The 23,385-nt window shown below is 39.3% G+C and carries 24 protein-coding genes; 23 read left to right on the top strand and 1 reads right to left on the bottom strand.

Annotation, left to right across the window (positions count from 1 at the left end):
- The first annotated feature begins 278 nt into the window (after positions 1-278).
- From paaE to KG732_RS00825, 23 genes are all read left to right on the top strand, one after another.
- Positions 279-1,355: a 1,2-phenylacetyl-CoA epoxidase subunit PaaE gene (gene paaE / locus KG732_RS00935; RefSeq protein WP_213520330.1), complete on the top strand. Its 1,077-nt coding sequence runs from the start codon at positions 279-281 to the stop codon at positions 1,353-1,355.
- A gap of 223 nt (positions 1,356-1,578) precedes the next feature.
- Entirely contained in the window at positions 1,579-2,541 is a 963-nt protein-coding gene (gene paaA, locus KG732_RS00930) for a 1,2-phenylacetyl-CoA epoxidase subunit PaaA (RefSeq protein WP_213520328.1), read from the top strand.
- Between the two features lie 152 nt (positions 2,542-2,693).
- On the top strand, positions 2,694-2,978 hold the full coding sequence (gene paaB / locus KG732_RS00925; protein ID WP_101012144.1) for a 1,2-phenylacetyl-CoA epoxidase subunit PaaB: 285 nt from the start codon (positions 2,694-2,696) through the stop codon (positions 2,976-2,978).
- 48 nt (positions 2,979-3,026) lie between these two features.
- Positions 3,027-3,374, top strand: a complete 348-nt coding sequence (locus KG732_RS00920; RefSeq protein WP_213520325.1) for a four helix bundle protein — start codon at positions 3,027-3,029, stop codon at positions 3,372-3,374.
- Between the two features lie 61 nt (positions 3,375-3,435).
- Positions 3,436-4,239 carry a 1,2-phenylacetyl-CoA epoxidase subunit PaaC gene (paaC, locus tag KG732_RS00915; RefSeq protein ID WP_213520323.1) on the top strand — a complete coding sequence of 268 codons (804 nt, stop codon included), beginning with the start codon at positions 3,436-3,438 and terminating at the stop codon, positions 4,237-4,239.
- A 54-nt stretch (positions 4,240-4,293) separates the two neighbouring features.
- On the top strand, positions 4,294-4,644 hold the full coding sequence (locus tag KG732_RS00910; protein ID WP_213520321.1) for a four helix bundle protein: 351 nt from the start codon (positions 4,294-4,296) through the stop codon (positions 4,642-4,644).
- An 82-nt stretch (positions 4,645-4,726) separates the two neighbouring features.
- Entirely contained in the window at positions 4,727-5,224 is a 498-nt protein-coding gene (gene paaD / locus KG732_RS00905; protein WP_213520319.1) for a 1,2-phenylacetyl-CoA epoxidase subunit PaaD, read from the top strand.
- 55 nt (positions 5,225-5,279) lie between these two features.
- Complete coding sequence (locus KG732_RS00900; protein WP_213520317.1) at positions 5,280-6,062, top strand: enoyl-CoA hydratase-related protein; 783 nt, start codon at positions 5,280-5,282, stop codon at positions 6,060-6,062.
- 68 nt (positions 6,063-6,130) lie between these two features.
- Positions 6,131-6,487 (top strand): four helix bundle protein, encoded by a 357-nt coding sequence (locus KG732_RS00895; protein WP_213520315.1) that lies wholly within the window; start codon positions 6,131-6,133, stop codon positions 6,485-6,487.
- A gap of 56 nt (positions 6,488-6,543) precedes the next feature.
- Positions 6,544-7,767, top strand: a complete 1,224-nt coding sequence (locus KG732_RS00890) for a 3-hydroxyacyl-CoA dehydrogenase NAD-binding domain-containing protein (protein WP_213520313.1) — start codon at positions 6,544-6,546, stop codon at positions 7,765-7,767.
- Positions 7,768-7,928: 161 nt separating this feature from the next.
- Positions 7,929-8,342 carry a PaaI family thioesterase gene (locus tag KG732_RS00885; RefSeq protein ID WP_213520311.1) on the top strand — a complete coding sequence of 138 codons (414 nt, stop codon included), beginning with the start codon at positions 7,929-7,931 and terminating at the stop codon, positions 8,340-8,342.
- 59 nt (positions 8,343-8,401) lie between these two features.
- The gene (locus KG732_RS00880) at positions 8,402-8,782 is read left to right on the top strand and encodes a four helix bundle protein (RefSeq protein WP_213520309.1); all 381 of its coding nucleotides are present in this window, start codon (positions 8,402-8,404) and stop codon (positions 8,780-8,782) included.
- Between the two features lie 90 nt (positions 8,783-8,872).
- Positions 8,873-10,084: an acetyl-CoA C-acyltransferase gene (locus KG732_RS00875; RefSeq protein ID WP_213520307.1), complete on the top strand. Its 1,212-nt coding sequence runs from the start codon at positions 8,873-8,875 to the stop codon at positions 10,082-10,084.
- A gap of 109 nt (positions 10,085-10,193) precedes the next feature.
- Positions 10,194-12,734 (top strand): phenylacetic acid degradation bifunctional protein PaaZ, encoded by a 2,541-nt coding sequence (gene paaZ / locus KG732_RS00870; RefSeq protein WP_213521167.1) that lies wholly within the window; start codon positions 10,194-10,196, stop codon positions 12,732-12,734.
- 48 nt (positions 12,735-12,782) lie between these two features.
- Complete coding sequence (locus KG732_RS00865) at positions 12,783-13,106, top strand: GIY-YIG nuclease family protein (protein ID WP_213520305.1); 324 nt, start codon at positions 12,783-12,785, stop codon at positions 13,104-13,106.
- A gap of 107 nt (positions 13,107-13,213) precedes the next feature.
- Positions 13,214-13,966, top strand: a complete 753-nt coding sequence (locus KG732_RS00860; RefSeq protein ID WP_213520303.1) for an enoyl-CoA hydratase/isomerase family protein — start codon at positions 13,214-13,216, stop codon at positions 13,964-13,966.
- A 53-nt stretch (positions 13,967-14,019) separates the two neighbouring features.
- Positions 14,020-14,400 (top strand): four helix bundle protein, encoded by a 381-nt coding sequence (locus tag KG732_RS00855; protein ID WP_213520301.1) that lies wholly within the window; start codon positions 14,020-14,022, stop codon positions 14,398-14,400.
- Positions 14,401-14,458: 58 nt separating this feature from the next.
- Positions 14,459-15,055 carry a transferase hexapeptide repeat family protein gene (locus KG732_RS00850; RefSeq protein WP_213520299.1) on the top strand — a complete coding sequence of 199 codons (597 nt, stop codon included), beginning with the start codon at positions 14,459-14,461 and terminating at the stop codon, positions 15,053-15,055.
- Between the two features lie 100 nt (positions 15,056-15,155).
- Positions 15,156-16,469, top strand: coding sequence for a dihydrolipoamide acetyltransferase family protein (locus tag KG732_RS00845; protein WP_300980260.1), 1,314 nt, complete (start codon positions 15,156-15,158; stop codon positions 16,467-16,469).
- A gap of 163 nt (positions 16,470-16,632) precedes the next feature.
- A complete protein-coding gene (locus tag KG732_RS00840) occupies positions 16,633-18,657 on the top strand; it encodes a thiamine pyrophosphate-dependent enzyme (RefSeq protein ID WP_300980296.1) in 2,025 nt (674 codons plus the stop codon).
- A gap of 11 nt (positions 18,658-18,668) precedes the next feature.
- Positions 18,669-19,088 carry an OsmC family protein gene (locus KG732_RS00835; RefSeq protein WP_213520293.1) on the top strand — a complete coding sequence of 140 codons (420 nt, stop codon included), beginning with the start codon at positions 18,669-18,671 and terminating at the stop codon, positions 19,086-19,088.
- A 119-nt stretch (positions 19,089-19,207) separates the two neighbouring features.
- Positions 19,208-20,242, top strand: coding sequence for a hypothetical protein (locus KG732_RS00830; RefSeq protein WP_213520291.1), 1,035 nt, complete (start codon positions 19,208-19,210; stop codon positions 20,240-20,242).
- Between the two features lie 43 nt (positions 20,243-20,285).
- Positions 20,286-22,619 carry a hypothetical protein gene (locus KG732_RS00825; RefSeq protein ID WP_213520289.1) on the top strand — a complete coding sequence of 778 codons (2,334 nt, stop codon included), beginning with the start codon at positions 20,286-20,288 and terminating at the stop codon, positions 22,617-22,619.
- A 175-nt stretch (positions 22,620-22,794) separates the two neighbouring features.
- On the opposite strand, the gene KG732_RS00820 is transcribed toward KG732_RS00825, so the two are convergent.
- Positions 22,795-23,334, bottom strand: coding sequence for a DUF4136 domain-containing protein (locus KG732_RS00820; RefSeq protein ID WP_213520286.1), 540 nt, complete (start codon positions 23,332-23,334; stop codon positions 22,795-22,797).
- Between the last annotated feature and the right edge of the window lie 51 nt (positions 23,335-23,385).

Below are 23,385 nucleotides of genomic sequence, written 5' to 3'. Positions count from 1 at the left end.
GCGTCAGGAGTACGCAACATGTCCTTGAATGTGTCTTACTCTTAATCTTATTGATACAGGACCAAAATACATGGTTTTTTATGCCTCTTTTAAAATGGATTCTCGTGCTTTAATATGAGGATACTTCATTAGTAACAAGATACGATGCAGCTTTAATTAGGGTCGTGAAATTCAAGTTAAAGGTGGCTTTTTAAATTTATTTGAGAGGTTAAAAATAAGGTGCTTGTTTTTCAAACTAACAAGTGTTAGTTTTGTAGCAACTTAACGACCTATAGAAAGTGATTACATTCCATAACATAACATTATCCCAAGTTTATAAAGAGACGGAAGACACTACGGTCATCGCTTTTGACGTTCCTCAGGAATTGAAAGAGGAATTTAAGTACCGTCCTGGGCAATTCTTGACCTTGCGCGCCATGATACATGGTGAAGATCTGCGACGTAGTTACTCGTTATGCAGCAGCCCGCTGGATGATGAATGGAAAGTAGCCGTTAAAGAAATCTTTGAAGGTAAATTTTCTACCTATGTGAATCGCGAGTTGAAAACTGGTGACGTACTTCAAGTTGCTGCGCCTAGTGGTGATTTTGGAATTGAAGCTGCTGATAAAAAAGAAACTAAGAACTATGTAGCATTTGCTGCTGGTAGTGGTATTACTCCTATGTTGAGTATTATTAAAACCCACCTCGCTAGCGAGCCAAATACTAAATTCAAGTTATTCTACCTCAATAGAACAGTAAAATCTATTATCTTTAAGGAAGAGATAGAAGCGCTTAAAAACAAGTATTTAAGTCGTTTTGAAGTTTTTTATTTCCTGAGTAGAGAGCATCGTGATATTCCATTGTTTAATGGTCGTTTTGATCAAGAAAAGATGCAAGCGCTTACTCAAACCTTAATTAACGCACCGCATACAGATCACGCTTTTATTTGTGGTCCAGAAGAGATGATCTTTTTGATTAGAGATGAGCTGGTTGCTGCAGGAATGAAAAAAGAGAACGTTCATTTTGAACTTTTTGTCAGTGGTTTGAGCGATGCCGATAAAGCCAGAGCAGCTGCAGCGCTGGAGAAAAAAGTGGATGGAGTAGAGGTCACCATCATTGATGGAAGTAAGGAATTCCATTTTGTATTAGGTAAAGATTTTGACAACCTGCTCGATGGCGCTATCCATGCTGGAGCAGATTTACCTTATGCTTGTAAAGGTGGTGTATGCAGTACTTGTAAGTGTCGAGTGGTAGAAGGCTCTGTGGAGATGAAAGTCAACTATGCTTTGACCGATGAAGAAGTAGAAAAAGGATTTGTATTGAGTTGTGTAAGTGTCCCTACCAGTAAGAAACTAGTCGTGGATTATGACGTGTAGTTTAGCTATTAGCTGTTAGCGTTTGGCGCTTAGCTGTTTTGTTATTTCGCTTTCGCGAAAGCGTAATAATTATAAATAACGAGAAAAGTAACGTATAGAGGTTTTTAAAAGCCTCACGATCAATATATATCGAAGCCGTTTTGCAACAGCTGGACAAAGTAAGTTCGCATCGCATGTGAACAAAGTTTCATAGACGTTTACGAAGCGTCAAAATATAGAAATAATGAGTGAAGCAGAAATCAAAAGTTTAGAAGCGCAATTTGACGCTAAAATTGCGAGAGATGAAAAGATCGAGCCTAAAGACTGGATGCCTGAAAAGTACCGCAAGACGCATATCAGACAAATTTCCCAGCATGCACATTCTGAAATTGTAGGGATGTTGCCAGAAGGAAATTGGATCACTCGGGCACCATCATTCCGTCGTAAAGTGGCGTTACTGGCAAAGGTGCAAGATGAAGCTGGACATGGTCTTTACCTATACAGTGCTTGTGAAACATTAGGAATAACTCGCGAGCAGATGTATGAAGATTTGCATTCTGGAAAAGCAAAATATTCTTCGATTTTCAATTACCCAACAATGACATGGGCAGATATGGGAGCTATAGGCTGGCTGGTAGATGGTGCTGCAATTATCAATCAAGTGCCTTTGTGTAGTACTTCTTTTGGACCTTATGCTCGTGCCATGGTACGTGTGTGTAAGGAAGAAAGCTTTCACCAGAGACAAGGATATGAAATTATGTTATCCCTTTGTAATGGTACGGAAGAACAAAAAGAAATGGCTCAAGATGCATTGAACCGCTGGTGGTGGCCGTCATTAATGATGTTAGGACCCACAGATGCGGCAAGTACACATACAGAGCAATCTATGAAGTGGAAGTTAAAACGCAAGACGAATGACGAGTTGCGCCAGCAGTTCATAGACCAGACGGTTCCACAAGCAGAACTTTTAGGATTGACTATTCCAGATGCAGATTTAAAATGGAATGACGGGAAAGGAAGTTATGATTTTGGCGAGATCAATTGGGACGAATTCTGGCAAGTGGTAAAAGGTCACGGACCTATGAATAAAAAGCGATTGGACGACCGTCGCAATGCATGGGAGAATGGAGCTTGGGTACGTGAAGCAGCGAGTGCATATGCTGCAAAACAGAAAGATAGGAAAAAAGAAATCGCTAAAGCGGTTTAAAGGATTGCCTTAAATATCATGTAGCGGAAAGGACCTTTTATTTGTTACCTAATTAAGGGCAACCTAATTTTTCCCTTTTTGTGAAATGTTTGAAGGATAATGGGGTTAGCGCATGAGTAAACCTTTAAACTTAAACCTAAATTTAAAAGAATATGAGTCAAGAAACGCCACTATGGGAAGTTTTTATACGATCTAAAAACGGACTAGAACACCGGCATTGCGGTAGTCTTCATGCTGAAGATGCAGAGATGGCCATGAACAATGCCCGCGATGTATACACCCGTAGAAATGAAGGAGTCAGTATTTGGGTAGTAGAGTCTACTAATATTACTGCCAGTAGCCCAGAGTCTAGCGGGGAACTCTTTGAGCCAGCAACAGACAAGGTATACCGTCATCCTACTTTTTATGAGCTGCCTGATGAACTAAAACATATGTAGTTTTAAAAAGAAAATCAAAATCAAAATCAAAACTAAAATCAAACCATAATGAGTGAAAAACCTTATGATATAGAAGGTAGATTGATACTATTTGCAGCAGATGTGATTAGAGAATTTGATTTTCCGATAAAAACATACGCGTCAAAATATTATGCGGAACAACTTATCCGTTCCTCCGGAAGTGCTGCTTTAAATTACGGGGAGTTTGCTGGTGCAGGAACTAGTAAAGACAAGATTAATAAGCTTAGGGTTTGTTTAAAGGAATTAAAAGAATGTAAAAATAACTTAAGGATACAACTTAAAGCCAATCTTTTAAAAAACGACCAAACAAATCTAGTAGAAGAATCTTTACAGCTCAGTAAAATAGTTGCAACAATTATTAAGAACCAAAAATAAGCGTGCTCAAAATTGATTTTGATTTTGATTTTCGTTTTGATTTTTTAATCATTTCATTGATATGAAACAACCGATAAAAGAGTTGAATCCAAAATTTTTGGAATCAACACAAAACAAAGAACACCTAATCAACTACCTCTTGGGAGTGGCAGATAACTACCTGATTCTAGGTCAGCGATTAGGAGAACTTTGTGGACATGGCCCAAACTTAGAGCCTGATATTGCATTGACTAATATTTCCCTAGATATGCTAGGTCAAGTGCGTAGTTTTTATCAATACATCGCCCAGTTAAGAGGAGATAAATCAACAGAAGACGATATCGCATTTCTACGGAAAGAACGAGAGTACAAAAACGTATTATTGTTAGAACAGCCCAATACAGACTTCGGTTATGTTATTGTACGTCAGTTTTTCTTTGATGTATACAATAAGATGTTTTTAAACGCCTTACAACAAAGTGCTGATGAGACTTTAAGAGCCCTTGCGTTTAAAGGAATTAAAGAGGCGAGTTATCACGAGCGTTTTTCAGGAGACTGGTTAAAACGTTTAGGAGATGGAACAGAAGAAAGCAGAAGCCGAGTCCAAGAAGCAGTGAATGATCTTTGGATTTATACCGATGAACTCTTTCAAACCACCACTGCAGATGATGCGATGATCGAGGCCGGAGTAGCACCAGATATGTCAGCATTTCGGGATACCTACTATGAAAAGGTAAAAGAGTTACTCACTATAGCAACTCTAGATATTCCAGAAGTAGCATACTTCCAAAAAGGAGGTAAAGAAGGATTGCACAGCGAGCATATGGGCTTTATCCTTACCGAGATGCAGTATATGCAACGCGCGTATCCGGATTCGAAATGGTGAGTTTTGAAGTTGAAATCGAAATCGAAATCGAAGTTGAATTTTAAAGTATAGAAAATGGCGAAAAACGATTACGATTTAGCAGATAGGTTAGAAAATTTTGCAGCTTCAGTAATTTTGCTTTATTCAAAAATGCCCAACTCTTATGCTGCTCAATATTTGGCTCAGCAGTTAATTCGATCGAGTTGTTCCACAGCCCTAAATTATGGCGAAGCGCTAGGTGCAGGGACAGTAAAAGACCAAATTAATAAATTAAGGATTACTCTTAAAGAGTTGAGAGAATGTCTTAGGAATCTTAATATACAGCAAAAAGCAAAGCTTGTTGAAGAAAACAAGCTAAAAGAGTTAAGGGATGAGAATGATCAACTAATTAGAATAGTGGTTACTATTATTAAAAATAAATTATAATTATTCGATTTCAACTTCGGCTTCAATTTCGATTTTTTAAAAGAAAGTAACTTAAAATTCCCTTGATCAATATTCAAAACCTATGATTCATAATTACAACATAACTCAAGATCTTTTAAATATTCTAGAATCCGTCATGGATCCAGAAATACCTGTTTTAAACGTGGTAGATCTTGGAGTGATTAGAGATGTGGTAGTAGATGGAAAGGACATTACCATAAAGCTCACCCCTACCTATAGCGGTTGTCCAGCAATGGACGTGATAGGTGACGATTTAGAGAGAGCATTTACAGCTCTTGGCTACACTACACATATACAGTTAATTATGAGTCCGCCTTGGACGACGGACTGGATCACAGATCGCGGTCGCAAGGCACTTGAAGATTATGGTATCGCTGCACCACTAGAAGAGTCTGCAGATAAGGATGTACTGCTCAACGAAAAGAAGCTGGTGAAGTGCACCAACTGCGGTTCTAAGAATACCAAGCTCGTAAGCCAGTTTGGTTCTACAGCATGTAAAGCCATGTTTCAATGTGAGGATTGCTTGGAGCCTTTTGATTATTTTAAGTGCTTGAAGTAGTTATGCTTTCGCGAAAGCGCAACAACTAGTATATTTATAAAAATTAAAAAGATCCATGTCAGATTCCATCCTCTTGCAAGTCGAAAACGGTGTTGCTACTATAACTCTAAACAGACCAAAAGTATTTAATTCGTTCCATAAAGAGATGGCTTTTGCCATGCAAGACGCACTAGATCAATGCGCTACAGATGAGAACGTAAGAGCAGTTTTGATTACAGGTGAAGGAAAAGCATTCTGCGCAGGACAAGACATTCAAGAAATTACCAATCCAGAGTTGCACCCAGGTTTTAAAGCCATCCTCGATGATCATTACAACCCTATAGTTTTGAAGATTAGAAATCTAGAAAAACCAGTAATAGCTGCAGTTAATGGAGTTGCTGCTGGAGCCGGGGCAAACCTGGCATTGTGTTGTGATGTAGTTATCGCAACAGAGAGTGCCGCTTTTATTCAAGCTTTTTCTAAAATAGGACTGATTCCAGATAGCGCTGGAACCTTCTTTTTACCTAGATTGATAGGATTTGGCAAGGCCAGTGCCACTATGATGCTAGCCGATAAAATTTCAGCCACCGAAGCGGACCAAATGGGAATGATTTACAAAGTCGTAAAGGATGATGAATTTATCGCTTTCGCGAAAGCGACCTCACAAAAACTAGCAGATCTACCTACAGTGGCCTTAGCCAATACAAAAAAAGCCTTAAACCAGTCCCTTTCAAATACCCTAGTAGAACAATTGGCACTGGAATCTACACTTCAAATTGAAAGTGCCTCTACGGAAGATTACGCCGAAGGTGTCGCGAGTTTTATGGAAAAACGCAAGCCGGTTTTTAAAGGCAAGTAAGATTAACGATTGGAGATTAACGATTGTTGATTAACGATTCTTAGTCCATACCACTAAACCCTTTCATTATGAATCCAAATGAATTAGAAGATCGATTGATCAATTTTGCAATTGAGGTCATAAATGTTTGTAAGTTTATTGATCAAAGTTTTGCTTCGCAGCATTTATCACGACAGTTAATTAGGTCTACCACTGCAGTTGCTTTGAATTATGGCGAAGCTAGGTCTGCCGAGTCCAACAGAGACTTTCTTCATAAAATGAAAATAGCCTTAAAAGAGTTAAGAGAGTCTTATGTGAACCTTAAGATTCAAAAAGGTGCTCATACAATCACTAAAATCGAGTTAATCGATAAATTACTTGATGAAAACAATCAATTAATTTCCATTTTTGTAGCTAGTATTAAAACCAGCTCTTTAAAATCATAAATAACTCATTGGTAAAAAATTCGCCATCGTTAATCTCCAACTTCACTATTTTATAAATGAAAAATCAAAAACCTCCAATCGTTAATCCCCAATCGTTAATCTCCAAAGTAGGAGTCATAGGCGCTGGAACCATGGGAAGTGGAATTGCTCAAGTAGCTGCCACAGCGGGTTGTCAAGTAAAACTATTTGATGTCAATCAAGAGCAATTAGAAAAAGCAGAAGCAGCTCTTGAAAAAATAATGAATCGGCTTATTGAGAAAGGAAGAATTGACCTTGACGAGAAAAACCGCATACAGTCTAATATTTCTTATGTGAGTGCGATCAAAGATTTATCAGATGCTGATTTAACCATCGAGGCGATTGTAGAGAATCTCGATATCAAGAAAAAGGTATTTCAAGAGTTAGAATCACATGTTTCTCGAGATTGCATTATTGCTTCTAACACCTCTAGTATAAGTATTGCTAGCATTGCTGCATCTTTGGATCAACCAGAACGATGTATAGGAATTCACTTTTTTAATCCAGCTCCTTTAATGAAGTTGGTGGAGGTGATACCAGCAGTACAAACCGCTCAAAATGTCATAGATACTTGTGTTGCTACCATTGAAAACTGGAAGAAAGTAGTGGCTGTCGCTAAGGATACACCAGGTTTTATCGTAAATCGAGTGGCGCGACCTTTTTATAGCGAATCCCTGCGTATTTATGAGGAAGGAATGGCCAGTTTTGCCACTATAGATTACGCTTTAAAGGCATTAGGTTTTAAAATGGGGCCTTTTGAACTCATGGATTATATAGGTCATGACGTGAATTATGTGGTCACAGAGACGGTCTTCACTGCGTTCTATTTTGATCCGCGTTATAAGCCCTCCTTGACTCAAAAGAGATTGGTCGAGGCAGGTTGGCTAGGTCGCAAATCAGGACGCGGATTTTATGATTATGTGAATGCAGATAGCGAGCAGGCTTTCGCGAAAGCGGAACCAGAAAAATCACCTGAACTCCTTAAAGAGCTCCAAGATAGAGTGCTTGTAATGCTCATCAATGAGGCTGCAGATGCCTTGTTCTTAAATATCGCTACTGCTCAAGGAATAGATAGTGCCATGACCAAAGGAGTGAACTATCCAAAAGGATTACTGGATTGGGCAAACGAAAAGGGAATGGACTGGTGCGTGAATGGACTGGATGCTTTGTATGATGTATATAGAGAAGATCGCTATAGATGCTCACCTTTATTAAGGAAAATGAAGCAAAGCGGATTGGTCTTTGAGTCATTGAGTCTTTGAGTCCCTAAAAGGAAAAATTAAATTAAATATGTTTAAAAGGGAGTATCATTTTAAGCTGGAAGATTTGATTGTTAACAGAAATCGGAAAGATGATCTCAGCTTTAAGACGAAGTCATAAAGATAAATAACACTTTTAATCAACTAATCAACTCACCAACTTCATGACTCAAAAACTAGACGGAAAAAAGATACCAGCAAAAATGCTTTCGTTAGATCCTTACTCTACTTGGTTAGGGATGGAGATTTTATCGGTAGAAATAGGTTGTGTGAAGTTAGGTATGACCATAAGACCAGAAATGCTCAATAGTATGGGAAAAGCACATGGCGGTATTACTTATGCGCTGGCAGATACGGCTTTTGGTTTTTCATCCAACACACATGGTAAATTTGCTGTTTCTATTGAGACCAGTATTAATCATATCGAAGCACTAGAACAAGGCGACTACATCACCGCAGAATGCACCCTCGATAAAACCAAAACCAAAGTAGGTTTCAATATCGTTGAGGTAAAAAAAGGCGACGAGCTGGTGGCGCTTTTTAAAGGAGTGGTGTATAGGACGAATAAGGATTGGTAAATTAGGGATGAGGCATGTGGTATTAGGTATTAGTTGATAGCTATCCTATCTTTGAAACTATGGAAAGTGAGTATCATTTTAAATTTGAAGATTTATTGGTCTATCAAAAGGCGATGGATTTTACAGAATTTGTTGATGCGTTAACTAAAGATTTTCCACCTAGGGAATTATACGCTTTAAGTTCTCAATTTAGAAGAGCCTCAGATTCCATAGGACTGAATATAGCCGAAGGCTATACAGGTAGTGATGCACAGTTTATAAAACCTATTAATCATGCGATTCATAGTTCTAATGAATGTATTTCTGCAAACGAAAAAGCATTCAGGAGAAAATACATATCCTTTGAGCAAAGTGAGAATATTAGAAAAGAAGTAACGATCATTCAAAAAATGTTAACAGGTTTACGCAGTAAAATTAGATTAAGATTGAATAAAAAATGATTTTACCACATACCACATACCACATACCACATACCACATACCACATACCACATACCACATACCACATACCACATACCACATACCTAAACAATGAAAAACACATACATCATCGACGGAGTAAGAACTCCAATAGGAAGCTACAAAGGAACTTTATCGACCATACGGCCAGATGATCTTGCCGCACATGTTATTAAAACAGTTGTTGAGAGAAATCCTAACATCCCAAAAGACGCCTATGCAGACGTGATCATGGGTTGTGCCAATCAGGCTGGAGAAGACAACCGCAACGTTGCGCGTATGGCTGGGTTGCTGGCTGGTTTGCCAGTATCGGTTCCTGGAGAAACAGTAAATAGATTGTGCAGCTCTGGATTGAGTGCGATTGTTCATGCGCATAGAGCCATACAAACAGGGGATGGTGACGTATTCATTTCTGGTGGAGTAGAGAACATGACTCGTGGACCGTTAGTGATAGCAAAACCTACCAGCGCTTTTGGTACCGATTCTAAAATGTATGATTCTAGTTTTGGCTGGCGATTTGTCAATCACAAAATGGCCGAAATGTACGGTGTAGACGGCATGGGAAATACCGCTGAAAACCTAGTAGAAAAACATACGATCTCTCGGGAAGATCAAGATGTTTTCGCTGCTTGGTCACAACAAAAAGCAGCTGCAGCACAAAAATCAGGAAGATTTGCTAAAGAAATTGTAGCCGTAGAAATCCCACAACGTAAAAAAGATCCGATCATCTTTAAGGATGACGAATTTATACGTCCAGGTACGACCAAAGAAGTTCTTGCAAAACTGCGTCCAGCTTTTAAAAAAGAAGGTGGCTCTGTTACTGCAGGAAACTCAAGTGGGTTAAACGATGGTGCGGCGGCGACTATTATTGCCAGTGAAGATGCGGTTAAGAAATACAACTTAAAACCTATCGCAAGGGTAGTGAGTAGTGCCGTAGTAGGCGTAGAACCTAGAATCATGGGGATAGGACCTGTTGCAGCTAGTAATAAAGCATTAGAAAAAGCAGGCCTTACTATGGATGACATGGATGTGATTGAATTGAATGAAGCTTTTGCATCCCAAGCACTGGCATGCACCAGAGCATGGGGACTGTCTGATGATGATCAACGCATCAATCCTAATGGGGGTTCTATTGCTATAGGACATCCATTAGGTGTTACAGGAACACGTCTTGCTTATAGCGCAGCATTAGAGCTTCAGTTGACGGGTAAAAAATATGCCTTAATAACCATGTGCGTGGGAGTTGGACAGGGTTATGCGATGGTAATTGAAAATGTGAGTTAGATGGAACTAACTAACACTTGTTAGTTTTTGCCAGTTGTTTTGTATTTTCGTGGAAAGGTTTGGAATCCGCTTTCGCGAAAGCGATAAAAAGGCAATTTTTTATAAAAAAATTATGATCTTAGAAAGTTACATCAATGGCCAGTGGCAAGCTGGAGAAGAGAAGTCAGCAAGCAACATGTACGACGCTATTACTGGTGAAGTAATAGGTCTTACCAGCACCGAAGGCCTGGATATAAAGTCTGCGTTAGAATACGGTCGTAATCACGGAAAAGTCTTGCGAGACATGACCTTCCAGCAACGTGGGAACATGATTAAAAAGCTGGCACTTTATTTAAATAAGAGAAAAGCTGCTTTTTATGAAATCAGTTACCGAACTGGAGCCACACGAGCAGATAGTTGGGTAGATATAGAAGGAGGATTTGGTAATTTGTTTGCCAATGCGAGTTTGAGAAAGTTATTTCCAGATCAGTCTTATGCCGTAGAAGGCGACCCCATAGACCTATCTAAAGGAGGTCGTTTTATGGCGCATCACATTTTAGTACCTCGCAAAGGAGTTGCGGTACATATCAATGCCTTTAACTTCCCAGTTTGGGGAATGTTAGAAAAATGTGCGGTTAACTGGATGGCTGGAATGCCAGCTGTAGTATTGCCAGCACCACAAACAGCTTTTTTAACAGAGGCTGTCGTACGTGAAATTATCAATTCTGGAATAGTACCAGAAGGATCTTTACAGTTATTAAGCGGTTTAACAACAAACATATTAGATACCGTAAACTCTCAAGATGTAGTCACATTTACGGGTAGTGCACAAACAGGAAGAAAATTAAAAGCACATCCTCGTTTGCTGGAGGAGTCTGTTCCATTTACTATGGAAGCAGATTCATTGAACTCCTCAGTACTAGGGCCTGATGCGGTTCCAGGAACTCCAGAGTTTGACATATTTGTCAAAGAAGTACGTAAAGAAATGACTTCTAAAGCCGGCCAGAAATGTACAGCGATAAGAAGAATCTTGGTTCCAGAAAACCTGATGGAAGACGTGCAAATAGCTCTTGGAAAACAACTTTCTAAAACGGTAATAGGAGATCCGTTGTTAAGAGAAACTCGTATGGGTGCCCTGATCAATGAGAATCAAAAAACGGCCGTAAAAGATCAAATTAGTAAAATAGCAAAAACAGCAAAATTAGTCTATGGAAGCATGGATGAGGTAGAAGTTTATGGAGACCGCGCTCAAAAAGGGGCGTTTATGTCGCCTATTTTAATGCGAGAAGACCAGCCTTTTAAAAACACATCGGTTCACGAGGTGGAATGTTTCGGTCCTGTGAGTACCTTGATGCCTTATAAAAATATAGATGAGGCCATAGAACTGGCTCATATGGGTAAAGGTTCATTGGTGAGCAGTGTGGTTACTAGTGATGACGCTTTCGCGAAAGCGTACACCATCAACGCCGCATCATCGCATGGAAGAATATTAACCTTAAACAGAGACAGCGCGCCACAATCTACAGGTCATGGATCGCCATTGCCTTTACTGGTACACGGAGGTCCGGGAAGAGCTGGTGGTGGTGAAGAAATGGGCGGATTGCGTGGTATCAAACATTATATGCAACGCTGTGCGGTGCAAGGAAGTCCAACTTCTTTAACTGAAATCACTGGGGTTTATCAACCTAATGCAGCTTACAAAAAGACAGAGAACCATCCATTTTCTTACCATTATGAAGATATCCAACCAGGCATGAGTCTGGAGACTCATAAAAGAACACTCACAGATAGCGACATTCAGAATTTTGCCAATCTTACCTGGGATCATTTTTATGCCCATACCGATATTACCAGTTTAGAAGGAAGTATTTTTAAGAAGCGCACAGCTCACGGTTACTTTATTATTAGTGCTGCGGCAGGACTTTTTGTATATCCTAATAAAGGTCCCGTAAGTGCTAATTACGGTCTGGAAGACATTCGCTTTTTAAGACCTTTGTATCATAATGATACAATTTATGTACGACTTACTTGTAAAGAAAAAAGAGAACGCGACGTAGCTGGTCGAGAGCATCCATCTGGGATCGTAAAATGGTATGTAGAAGTTTTTGACGCAGAGCCTGTAGATTATGAAAACGGAAAGACGGATGAGGAAGCTACCGCACTTGTTGCCGTTGCCACTATCTTAACCATGGTAGAGAAAAAGCAGACTGTTTTTCCAGAAATTACAGAGAGCTATATCAAATCTTCCTTATCAAAATTAAAAGAGGATGCCACACCACATTGGGGAACGATGACACCACAGCATATGGTAGAACATCTAGAAATGAGTTACCGTATTGCCAGTGGAGAAATCCAAGACTTTGAAGTAGCTACTCCAGAAGAATATCTAGAAAAAGTAGCGGCAACCTTATGGAACTTTGATAAAATGCCTCAAAACCACAAAATGCCATTGATGAAAGATGGTGCACTGGAAGATTTAAAGCATGCCGACTTAGAAACTGCAAAAGCGCAACTGCTTGAAGCAAGAAATGAATACTTGGATTTTTACAAAAGAAATCCAAAAGCAACAACTAAAAATGCTGTTTTTGGACCTTTGACCAAATACGAGTGGACCTTGTTGGAGAGAAAGCATTTAAGTCATCATTTTGAACAGTTTGAAATAGTAGGTTAATGTCAAGCCGTCGCAGGACGGCTTCGCTAAATCACTAACGCCGATATTATGAAATCAATGTACACTTACATAATGGCTCATATGAAGAACAAACTGTTTTATGTAGGTGTGACAAACAATATTAAGCAACGTACTTTTGATCATAAGCAAGCCACTTTTGAAACTCATGTTGGCAAGTACAATATCAAACAGCTAGTTTGGTATGAGCATTATGATAATCCAATAGAGGCGATCAAGAGAGAAAAGTTGATTAAAAAGTGGAAAAGAGTATATAAAATAAACTTGATTGAAAGTAGGAATCCTGAGTGGATTGATTTAGCAGCAGATTGGGATTTTACAGGATATGTAACTAGTAAAGAGAGATTTGAATAAACAATGAGATAATTATTACGCGAAACCGCTCTGCAGCGGCTTGACGACAAGGACGTCAATGCGCCGGAGGGTGTATTCGCTTCATACAAACTTAAAAGCTTATAAATATGAGTGATCCCTACGTAAAAAAACAAACAGAAAACGCAATAACAACCATAGAATTCTTTCACCCAGCACACAATTCTTTGCCTGGTGCTATTCTAGCAGAACTAGCACAAGCAATTACCGATGCAGGGAATGATGAGGCTACAAAAGTGATCGTATTAAAATCTGGAGGAGAACGCACTTTTTGTGCAGGAGCAAGTTTTAAAGAGTTGATAGCCATAAATGATGAAAAAACTGGCGAGGTATTCTTTTCTGGTTTTGCAAATGTGATCAATGCAATGCGCAAGTGTCCTAAGTTCATTTTAGGTCGTGTCCAAGGAAAAACTGTTGGAGGTGGAGTAGGAGTTGCCAGTGCGACAGATTATTGTTTTGCAACTCAATTTGCCAGTATCAAACTGAGTGAGCTCAACATCGGTATCGGACCATTTGTCGTGGGTCCAGCAGTAGAGCGCAAATTAGGATTGACAGGAATGAGCCAGATTGCTATCAATGCAAACGAATTTTATTCCCCAGAATGGGCTAAGAACAATGGGCTTTTTGCTGAGGTTTATGATTCTACAGAAGAAATGGATGCTGGAATTCAGGTCTTTGCTGAGAATTTATGCACCTATAATCCAGATGCTATGGCCGAAATGAAAAAAATGTTTTGGACCGGCTGTGAACATTGGGACCAATTACTTTTTGAACGAGCAAAGATCTCCGGGAGATTAGTCTTAAGCGATTTTACTAAGGAAACCTTAAAGAGATTTAAGTAGATTTAGGTATGAGGCATGTGGTTTTAGTTATTCCTTCTTTTAAATAAAGAGAAATGAAAAGCGAATATCATTTTAAGTTTGAAGATCTACTTGTTTATCAAAAGGCGATGGATTTTGCTGAGGTTGTAGATTCTTTAGTTCGAGAGTTTCCACAACGTGAATTGTATGCGCTAAGTTCCCAGTTTAGAAGAGCGGCAGATTCAATCGCATTAAACATTGCAGAAGGCTATCCAGGAAGTGATGCACAGTTTGTAAAACATATTAATCATGCGATTCATAGTTCCAATGAATGTGTTTCTGCAAACGAAAAAGCGTTCAGGAGAAAATACATATCCTTTGAGCAAAGTGAGAATATTAGAAAAGAGATAACAAGCATTCAAAAAATGTTAACAGGTTTACGCAGTAAAATTAGATTAAGATTAAATAAAAAATGATTTTACCACACACCACACACCACACACCACACACCACACACCACACACCACACACCACATGATCTACTCCTTCAAATCCCACATCCCAGTAATCCACGAGTCTAGTTTTGTACATCCGCAGGCTACGGTCATAGGTAACGTGATTATAGGTAAGAATTGCTATGTAGGTCCTAGTGCGGTCATACGTGGCGATTGGGGGGAGATTATTCTGGAAGACGGAGTTAATGTGCAGGAGAATTGTACCATTCACATGTTTCCTGGTAAAAGCATTACACTCAAAGAAAGTGCACACGTAGGTCATGGAGCAATTATTCATGGAGCCAACTTAGGTCGCAATTGCCTGATAGGAATGAACAGCGTGATCATGGATGACGCTACTATAGGAGATGAATGCATTGTAGGAGCGATGGCATTTGTAAAAGCCGAAGCTGTTTTTGAACCTCGTTCGCTTATCGTAGGAAATCCTGCTCAAAAAATCAAAGAGGTTTCTGATGAAATGATGGCCTGGAAAACTGCTGGTACTCAATTGTACCAACAACTACCTGCCGATTGTCACGATACGATGAAAGAAGTAGAGCCACTTAGAGAACTCCCTGAAAACCGTCCAGTTCAGGAAGATTTTTATAAGACACTTCAAGAAATGAAGAAGAAATAAAGGGGTTGAAGGCATTTCGCTTTCGCGAAAGCGGAATTACAACATAATTTTACATACTAACGGGCGTTAGTTTTCTTATTTTTATACCATGGCAAACACTATGGATTTTATACTCCCAAAAATGGGAGAATCAATTACCGAAGGAACCATCTTAAACTGGCTTGTTCAAGAAGGGGAATCCTTTGAAGAAGGAGATATACTAGTAGAAGTGGGAACTGATAAAGTAGATAATGAAGTTCCAGCGCCAGCTGCTGGAATCATGTTGAAGCACTTGTGCGCTGCAAATGATGCAGTGGAAATAGGTAGTGTGCTCGCTCATTATGAGGAGACTGATGGTGCTTCTAGTGGCGCATCGAGCTCAATAACGGAAGATTCAAATACATCTAGCGAAAAGAAAGAAGAGATTCCGCATCAAGTGCAGAATGACAAGAAACTAAAAGTTTCAAGTTCGAATTCAAGTTCAATTTCGAGTTCATACGTCAACCAAGACCTTTTTGTCAGTCCATTGATAGATGCTATAGCACGTAAAAATCATATGTCCTATGAAGAGTTGGCGCGCATTCCAGCAACGGGCAATGAAGGCAGGTTGCGCAAGAGTGATGTGGTGAATTACCTCAATGAGGGAAGACCTTTCCAGTTTGCACAAGCCGTGAGCAATGAACCAGACCCAACTGCTTATCGCATACCTCAATTAAAATTTGATAAAGGAACTGGTAAGATTGTAGAAATGGACCGCATGCGCAGGATGATTGCCGATCGTATGGTCTACAGCAAGCATACCAGTCCGCATGTAACCGCTTATGTAGAAGCAGATTTAACCGATTTAGTCCATTGGCGTAATAAGAACAAAGCTCCTTTTCAAGAAAAACATGGGGAGCGATTGACTTTTACACCATTGTTTGTAGATGCGGTGGCACGAGCGATTAAGGAATATCCCAATATCAATGCAAGTGTAGATGGAAACAATATTATCATTAAAGAAAACATTAATGTAGGAATGGCAACGGCGCTGCCTTCTGGAAATTTAATTGTTCCAGTAGTGAAAAATGCCGATCAAAAATCCTTGCCAGAAATCGCAGCCGATGTGAATCGCATGGCACACCTAGCGAGAGAAAATAAACTAGGTGGCGATGATATCAAAGGAGGGACTTTTACCATTTCTAATGTGGGAACTTTTGGATCCCTTATGGGAACCCCTATTATCAATCAGCCAGAAGTAGCCATTCTCGCCACAGGAATCATTAAAAAACGTGCTGAGGTAATGACAAGAGATGGTGTGGATGCTATAGAAATACGCAGTATGATGATGCTTTCCTTATCTTTTGACCACAGAGTAGTAGATGGATTTTTAGGAGGCTCGTTCCTTCGTCAGGTTGCAGATAACCTTGAGGTGGCACCTGATAAAGATTTTTAAAATACAGAAGACAGATATCAGTCTGAGCTTGTCGAAGACGATTTAAAAGTCTATTGAATTAATTATTAAGCGAAGCCGTTCTTCAACGGCTTGACATAAAAATAAACAATTGGAAAAGTCATTATTAGAACAAGCATACAAAAACCTAGTTACCGCTAAGTCCATGACGGAACTCTACGAAGAAAACTTTAAAATAGTTTCTAAGTACGTTCACGCGACCAGTCGCGGTCATGAGGTGATACAGACTGCGCTAGGGATGCAATTATTGCCACAGGATTATGCGTTTCCCTATTACCGAGACGACGCGATGTTACTGTCTATAGGCATGAAACCTTATGACTTGATGTTACAACTCTTGGCAAAAAAGGACGATCCTTTTTCTGGTGGACGTACCTATTACTCGCATCCCTCTTTAAAGGATGACGACAAGCCTAAAATACCGCATCAGTCCAGTGCTACTGGAATGCAGGCTATTCCTGCTACAGGTGTTGCTCTTGGGTTTCATTACCGCGAAAGCTTAAGTGAAGAGCAAAGAGAAGCCGTAGACGCTAGTTCAGATTCTAGTGTGACTTCAGATTCTATAGTAGTTTGTTCCTTAGGGGATGCATCGGTTACCGAAGGAGAAATTGCTGAGGCTTTTCAAATGGCAGCGCTCAAACAATTGCCTATTCTTTATTTAGTACAAGATAACGGTTGGGATATTAGTGCTAGTGCGGCCGAAACACGTGCTCAAAACGCTGCCGAATATGCTGCAGGGTTTCACGGTATAGAAGCGATTTCTATAGATGGAACTGATTTTGAAGAAAGTTACAACACCTTAAATGAGGTGATTGAAAAAATAAGAACCGAGCGCAGGCCATTTTTGGTTCATGCCACCGTACCATTGTTAAATCACCACACAAGTGGTGTGCGCATGGAGTTTTACCGTGATGATTTGGAAGAGGCGAGAAGTCGTGATCCATATCCGCGTATGAGAAAGTTACTTCTCGATAATGGTTTTAGTGAGCAGGATGTCGAAGGTTATGACGCTTTCGCGAAAGCGGAAGTAAAAAAAGCACTAGACCTAGCTTTACAACAACCCGACCCAGAGCCAGCCGATTTATTTACCAACGATTTTGCACCAACACCAATTACAGAGGAAAAAGGAGAGCGTTCTCCAGAAGGAGCAGAGAAGGTGGTCATGGTAGATTGTGCCCTATTTGCCATCGAGGAATTGATGAAAAAACACCCAGAATGCTTGCTCTACGGACAAGACGTGGGAGGAAGATTGGGCGGTGTTTTTAGAGAAGCAGCAACCTTGGCTCAAAAATTTGGTGACAATAGAGTATTCAATACCCCTATCCAAGAAGCTTTTATCATAGGAAGTACCGTAGGAATGAGTGCCGCAGGATTAAAACCTATTGTAGAAGTACAATTTGCAGATTACATCTGGCCTGGACTGAACCAGCTCTTTACAGAGGTGTCTCGTTCTTGTTATTTAAGTAATGGAAAATGGCCAGTATCCATGATATTACGAGTGCCTATAGGTGCTTATGGTTCTGGCGGGCCCTACCATTCCAGTTCTATGGAAAGTGTGGTTTCTAATATAAGAGGTTTAAAAATTGCTTATCCATCAAATGGCGCCGATTTAAAAGGACTGATGAAAGCGGCCTATTACGACCCGAATCCGGTAGTGATTTTTGAACATAAAGGATTGTACTGGTCTAAAGTTAAGGGAACCAAGGGCGCCATGAGTGTAGAGCCTAGTGAGGATTATGTGCTGCCTTTTGGAAAAGCTTGGGTACTACAAGAAATCTGGAAAAAAGAAGAAGAAGAAACGCTGAGTATCATTACCTACGGAATGGGTGTGCATTGGGCAATGAATGCCACTGCAGAGCTGGGTGTACAGAACAGGGTAGAAATTGTGGATTTAAGAACCTTGCATCCGTTGGATTATGAGACCGTTGTTACAAGTGTCAAAAAATGTGGAAAATGTTTGGTGGTTACGGAGGAGCCTAGTGATAACAGTTTCTCTCGTGCCTTGCAAGGTCGTATACAGGAAGAATGTTTTAACTACCTAGATGCCCCGGTAATGGTCATAGGTTCTGAAAATATGCCTGCCATACCACTGAATTCTATTTTAGAAGAAACGATGATTCCTAGTACGGAGAAAGTGAAAAACAAGATTGAGGAGATACTCAATTACTAAATTTGAGAAGGATGAAAATTACCATAGAAAGAAAAAATAAGGATTACCTAATGGAAGCCACAGGCAAGTCAGGTAATAAAGTAATGATAGACCACAGTGGCATGGAGGTCGTTCAAGGAGTGAGTCCTATGGAATTATTGCTTATGGGTGTAGGTTCTTGCAGTGCGATAGATATCATTTCCATCCTTAAAAAACAACGCCAAGAAATTACCAGCTATAAAGTAGAAGTAGAAGGAGAACGTTATTTATTAGACGATTCCAGACCCTTTAAAGAAATGCATGTAAACGTGTTCTTGGAAGGAGCTATCGATCCAGACAAAGCCCAAAAGGCTGCTGACTTAAGCTTTGAAAAGTATTGTTCGGTTTCTAAAACCTTTGATAAAATGGTAGCTATACAGTACAAGGTAGTTGTAAACGCTAGCTACGTATAGGAAAAGCTAGTTGAAATAAAGATACCAATTGCATATGTATTAATCTTAGACTCCTTATAATTATTGTATGGTGATGCGATCAATTGAGTATCTTTATATCTTCTTTTGAAGGGTACTACATGCGTCAGATTATTACACTTTTTCTTCTTGCCACGCTTTTTATTTCTTGTAAAAAAGATATAAAAACAGGCAACAACTACTCCTTTTACCACTGGAGTACCAACTATCATCCTACAGAGAACACAGATCAGTTGATTAAAGATGGGGGCACTTATAAAGAATATGTGCGCTTTTTTGATTTAGTAGTGGACCGAAAAGCCAATAGCGTATTTCCAATAGCAACCATTCAGTTTGATGAGGAGGTACAAATTATGGCTCAAGAAATTATCCCTGTAGTTTACATACGCAATGAGGTTTTCTTGCATAAAGATGCAGGTAAAAACAACTTAAATAAACTAGCAAAAAACACGGCAGAGAAGATCAAACGCATTCAAAATAAACATTTGACAGGTAAAGCTGCAGTGAAACAAATACAGATGGATTGTGACTGGACAGATCGTACCAAGACTAATTTTTTTAATTTTCTAAAATTCTTAAAAAAAGAAATGCCAGGTTATGTCATCAGTTCTACCTTAAGGCTTCATCAAGTGAAATTTAAGGAACGCACCGGTGTACCGCCTGTAGATCGAGTGGTGTTAATGGCTTATAATGTAGGGGATTTGGGCGATGTAGAAGAAGTGAATTCCATAATAAGCAATGAGGTTACTGCTCTATATCTAAAGCAGCTAGAAGACTACCCGTTGCCTTATGATGTGGCACTACCTCTTTTTGAATGGGGGGTTCTTTACAGAGAAGGAAAACTCCAAGGGCTTATAAGAGATCTGACTCCGAGCTTGTTGGAGTCCGCTTTCGCGAAAGCGGGAAAAGAAAACAGCTATAAAGCCACATCAGACTCATACATCAATGGTATATTTATTTATAAAGGGGACGATTTAAGGGTAGAAACGGTGAACAAAGAAAAACTTCAAGAACTCTCTTCCCTGATCAAAAAAGCCTCTGGATCAGATTCTAATTATGAGACTATTTTCTATCACATTAACTCCCCATTAACTTTAAAATTCTCTTCTGATGAACTATCGTCTTTTGCTCAGTAAATGGTGGTTTTTTTTATTTCCTGTCTTAGGCTTTGGGAGCACTATGAATACTAATACAGGAGCTTTTTGTGGTTGGGACGCCACTTGGGAAGATAGTTACTACCCCATCATCGACCAATTTTCTCTAGTCAATAAAGATGTTCATGCTTTTTTAAATTGTCCAGACACCCCATTTTGCGATAATATATACAGTAGCCTACCATCTATCAATATACAAGAATGGGTCACCTATTTTAATGGCGAATTTACCGAAGAAGAACTGCGACAGATCATGTATACAAGACCTTTAGAATGGTTTTTAGGAGAACAAGGTTTTGAAACCTATAATGATGATTTGGGTAAAAAGCTTCGTAATAAAAAAATTCAGTTTTTTAAAGAATACCTAATTCTTGCTAAACAAACCCAACATACCTCTAGTGACGCTTCTGGCGGTACCGGTTGGTATCAAGGGGAGCGATCTGAGTATCAAGAGCAACAAAGAACTGCAGATAAAAGGGAATTACTTTCTAAGGCACTAGAGCTTGTAGCCAAAGCTCCTGACGATTTTATGCGCAATAGAGCAGGGTTTCAAGCGGTAAAAATGGCACATTACCTTCAGGAGAACGAAGCAGCGATCAGGTATTTTTACACGATTCTTAAAAAAACAAGTAATTATAAATACATTTACTATCGTGCCATGGAAGAAATGGCCGGTGCGGCCTATCATCAAAACCTTCAGGTTTTAGCAGCTACCTCCTACCTAGAAGTTTATAATCAATTACCAGATAGACGCAGCACTTGCGGTATCAGCTTAAGGTTTTTGGATTGGGAATTATTAGAGAACAACTCAGAGTTTGTTGCTGAAAATAAAAATATGGATGTGAAGAGTTTTTTCAAAGCATTTCACGGTCGTGGTTCTGTACTACGTGAAATGGAAAACATCGCTCGCAAAAATGTGAATTCACCTTATTTGGAAGTGCTTGCTGTTCGTTATTTAGATCAAATGCAATCAAGTATTTTTGAACATAACGAATCGGGATATTACGATGAAAGGGAACCTGTCGATGGCTATGCTAATCAATTGCAACTTTTCACAACCACTATCCTCAAAGACGAAAACCTTAAAAATAAAGAGGTATGGTCGCTGGTATTAGCTACCACTTATTTGTATCAAAATGAAAGTAAATTGGCCTTAAGTTATATGGCTACATTAAATCCTAAGCCTGCATATAAAAAACATTTTAAAAGGTTACAAACGGCTGTTGAATTCATGAGCATCAAATCGTTGGATAGAAAAAAAATCAATCAAAGTTATGAACGTATCGCTCGCGATGAAGACTTGCGAACTCATAAGCCTACAGTAGCTGCCTTTTTCAATCATATGAGTGCGTTGTATAAAAATGCAGATAATCCTATTGCTAGTGTTTTGGCTTCTATTAATTACGATGCTTATTCAAATAATGATCCTTACGATTGGATTGGAGTAGGTGTGGCTCATGGAGATAGTTGGGAATACAGTTCTAAATACTTTTATTTAAGTGAAAATTACATCAATAATTTTGATGCATTTGTTGGACTGCCTTATCCCACATCATTTGAAAAGACGATTAAACAACGAATGAAAACGCAGCCTAAAGACTATGTTCACGATCTACGAGGCACATACTACTTGAGGCAGGACCGGCTGGAAGAGGCAATTACCGAATTCAAGCAAGTAAAAAATCCAGAAGTATTTTGGGAAGAAGGGGTGCGTACAGAATTATTTTCTGCCTCGATTAAAGAGTATATGAACGTGCCCTTTACTTCCATTTCAAATGACTTTCATGTTACCTATTCCAATATTCTGGGAGAAAATGCAAAAGAGATTAATCCCAATATAGAACGCGAATCTTATGCGGATAACAAGATTCAATTAGCGCAAACTCTGATGCGACTAAAACAGCTCGCACCAACCAATCCAGATAAAGCCGCCGATTACTATTACATGATAGGTAATGCTTGGTACAACATGAGTCATAAAGGCTGGTTTATGAATAATGCGTATTACATAACCAATGATTATCGCAATGCCTTGAATACATCTAGTTATGGTGATGACGATGGTGAGGTAGAAGTTCCAGATGACAGTTTCATTCTGGGACAAGCAAGTGAGTACTTCTTAAAAGGACTGAACTTAGAGAGAGGTTCTAGGGAAACTAAAGCGGCCCTGCTATTTATGCTCGCCAAAACCAATAGCTGTGAAGATGGAACTTATGATTATGATAGGAAAACCTACAAACTTCATATTTGTGGGGAGCACAAAGCCTATTTCAACCAATTGAAAGACGGCTATTCTGATACCGCATATTATAAAGAGGTATTGAAGGAATGTTCTTGGTTCAGGAATTATATGGAGTGATTTAAATAATACTATTTTCTAATTAAACAGATTTCATACCTAGGAACTGTGACACTTTTATAAAATCAAAATAAGAAAGGTAAGGCTAAGGGCCCGAATTCTCTCTGTATCAATTAAGACAAAAAAAGTCCCATTTCAACTTAATGAAATGGGACTTTTAATAAGTGATGCGATCCTAGTTTTTAGGTATTGGTGGAAACTGTGCTAAGATTTCTTTTACGATTTTATTAGTTTGTTCTACCTTTTTTTCTGGAGTGGATTTAAGCGGTGCTTTTCCAACTCCTTGCCAGATCAATTCTTTTTGTTGAGCATCTATCAAATCTATGTAGAGAATACCTTCAGTGGTTCTAGTGACATTGTTTGCCATGTTATTACCCCAGAAGCCGCCGCCCCAGCCCCAGCCGTAACCAAAGCCCCAACCCCAGTTGTTGTTGTATACATCAACACGTTCTTTAGAATCTGTAAAGATGCTGACCAATAGGTCTGGGTTTTCGGATTTTGTAAAGCCTTTTGCTGCCATCTCTGAATCGATAGCTCTTAAGATTCGTTTTTTATCTAAATCTGAAATCTTAGCCTCATCCACGCCTTTTTTGTAATAGGCGTACGTTTTATAGTCGTTGAATGAAGTACCTAAGGCATAGTCTTGCGAGACACGCAGTGTTTGACAGCTTGCTAATAAGGCAATTACTGCGAGAAGAGTAACTAGTTTTTTCATTGCTTTTTTTGTTATGCTGGAATTGATATGAAGTTGACTTGGACGAAGTTC

This window comes from Nonlabens sp., assembly GCF_018401815.1.
Taxonomy (GTDB): Bacteria; Bacteroidota; Bacteroidia; order Flavobacteriales; family Flavobacteriaceae; genus Nonlabens.
The sequence above is the reverse complement of the archived record's forward strand: the minus strand, read 5'-3'. Positions and strand labels throughout refer to the sequence as shown.

Bases quoted from the DNA above. Each gene is read 5' to 3' on its own strand.
- paaA (WP_213520328.1), top strand. From the start codon at position 1,579: ATGAGTGAAGCAGAAATCAAAAGTTTAGAAGCGCAATTTGACGCTAAA.
- paaB (WP_101012144.1), top strand. From the start codon at position 2,694: ATGAGTCAAGAAACGCCACTATGGGAAGTTTTTATACGATCTAAAAAC.
- KG732_RS00920 (WP_213520325.1), top strand. From the start codon at position 3,027: ATGAGTGAAAAACCTTATGATATAGAAGGTAGATTGATACTATTTGCA.
- paaC (WP_213520323.1), top strand. From the start codon at position 3,436: ATGAAACAACCGATAAAAGAGTTGAATCCAAAATTTTTGGAATCAACA.
- KG732_RS00910 (WP_213520321.1), top strand. From the start codon at position 4,294: ATGGCGAAAAACGATTACGATTTAGCAGATAGGTTAGAAAATTTTGCA.
- paaD (WP_213520319.1), top strand. From the start codon at position 4,727: ATGATTCATAATTACAACATAACTCAAGATCTTTTAAATATTCTAGAA.
- KG732_RS00900 (WP_213520317.1), top strand. From the start codon at position 5,280: ATGTCAGATTCCATCCTCTTGCAAGTCGAAAACGGTGTTGCTACTATA.
- KG732_RS00895 (WP_213520315.1), top strand. From the start codon at position 6,131: ATGAATCCAAATGAATTAGAAGATCGATTGATCAATTTTGCAATTGAG.
- KG732_RS00890 (WP_213520313.1), top strand. From the start codon at position 6,544: ATGAAAAATCAAAAACCTCCAATCGTTAATCCCCAATCGTTAATCTCC.
- KG732_RS00885 (WP_213520311.1), top strand. From the start codon at position 7,929: ATGACTCAAAAACTAGACGGAAAAAAGATACCAGCAAAAATGCTTTCG.
- KG732_RS00880 (WP_213520309.1), top strand. From the start codon at position 8,402: ATGGAAAGTGAGTATCATTTTAAATTTGAAGATTTATTGGTCTATCAA.
- KG732_RS00875 (WP_213520307.1), top strand. From the start codon at position 8,873: ATGAAAAACACATACATCATCGACGGAGTAAGAACTCCAATAGGAAGC.
- KG732_RS00865 (WP_213520305.1), top strand. From the start codon at position 12,783: ATGAAATCAATGTACACTTACATAATGGCTCATATGAAGAACAAACTG.
- KG732_RS00860 (WP_213520303.1), top strand. From the start codon at position 13,214: ATGAGTGATCCCTACGTAAAAAAACAAACAGAAAACGCAATAACAACC.
- KG732_RS00855 (WP_213520301.1), top strand. From the start codon at position 14,020: ATGAAAAGCGAATATCATTTTAAGTTTGAAGATCTACTTGTTTATCAA.
- KG732_RS00850 (WP_213520299.1), top strand. From the start codon at position 14,459: ATGATCTACTCCTTCAAATCCCACATCCCAGTAATCCACGAGTCTAGT.
- KG732_RS00845 (WP_300980260.1), top strand. From the start codon at position 15,156: ATGGATTTTATACTCCCAAAAATGGGAGAATCAATTACCGAAGGAACC.
- KG732_RS00840 (WP_300980296.1), top strand. From the start codon at position 16,633: ATGACGGAACTCTACGAAGAAAACTTTAAAATAGTTTCTAAGTACGTT.
- KG732_RS00835 (WP_213520293.1), top strand. From the start codon at position 18,669: ATGAAAATTACCATAGAAAGAAAAAATAAGGATTACCTAATGGAAGCC.
- KG732_RS00830 (WP_213520291.1), top strand. From the start codon at position 19,208: ATGCGTCAGATTATTACACTTTTTCTTCTTGCCACGCTTTTTATTTCT.
- KG732_RS00825 (WP_213520289.1), top strand. From the start codon at position 20,286: ATGAATACTAATACAGGAGCTTTTTGTGGTTGGGACGCCACTTGGGAA.
- KG732_RS00820 (WP_213520286.1), bottom strand. From the start codon at position 23,334: ATGAAAAAACTAGTTACTCTTCTCGCAGTAATTGCCTTATTAGCAAGC.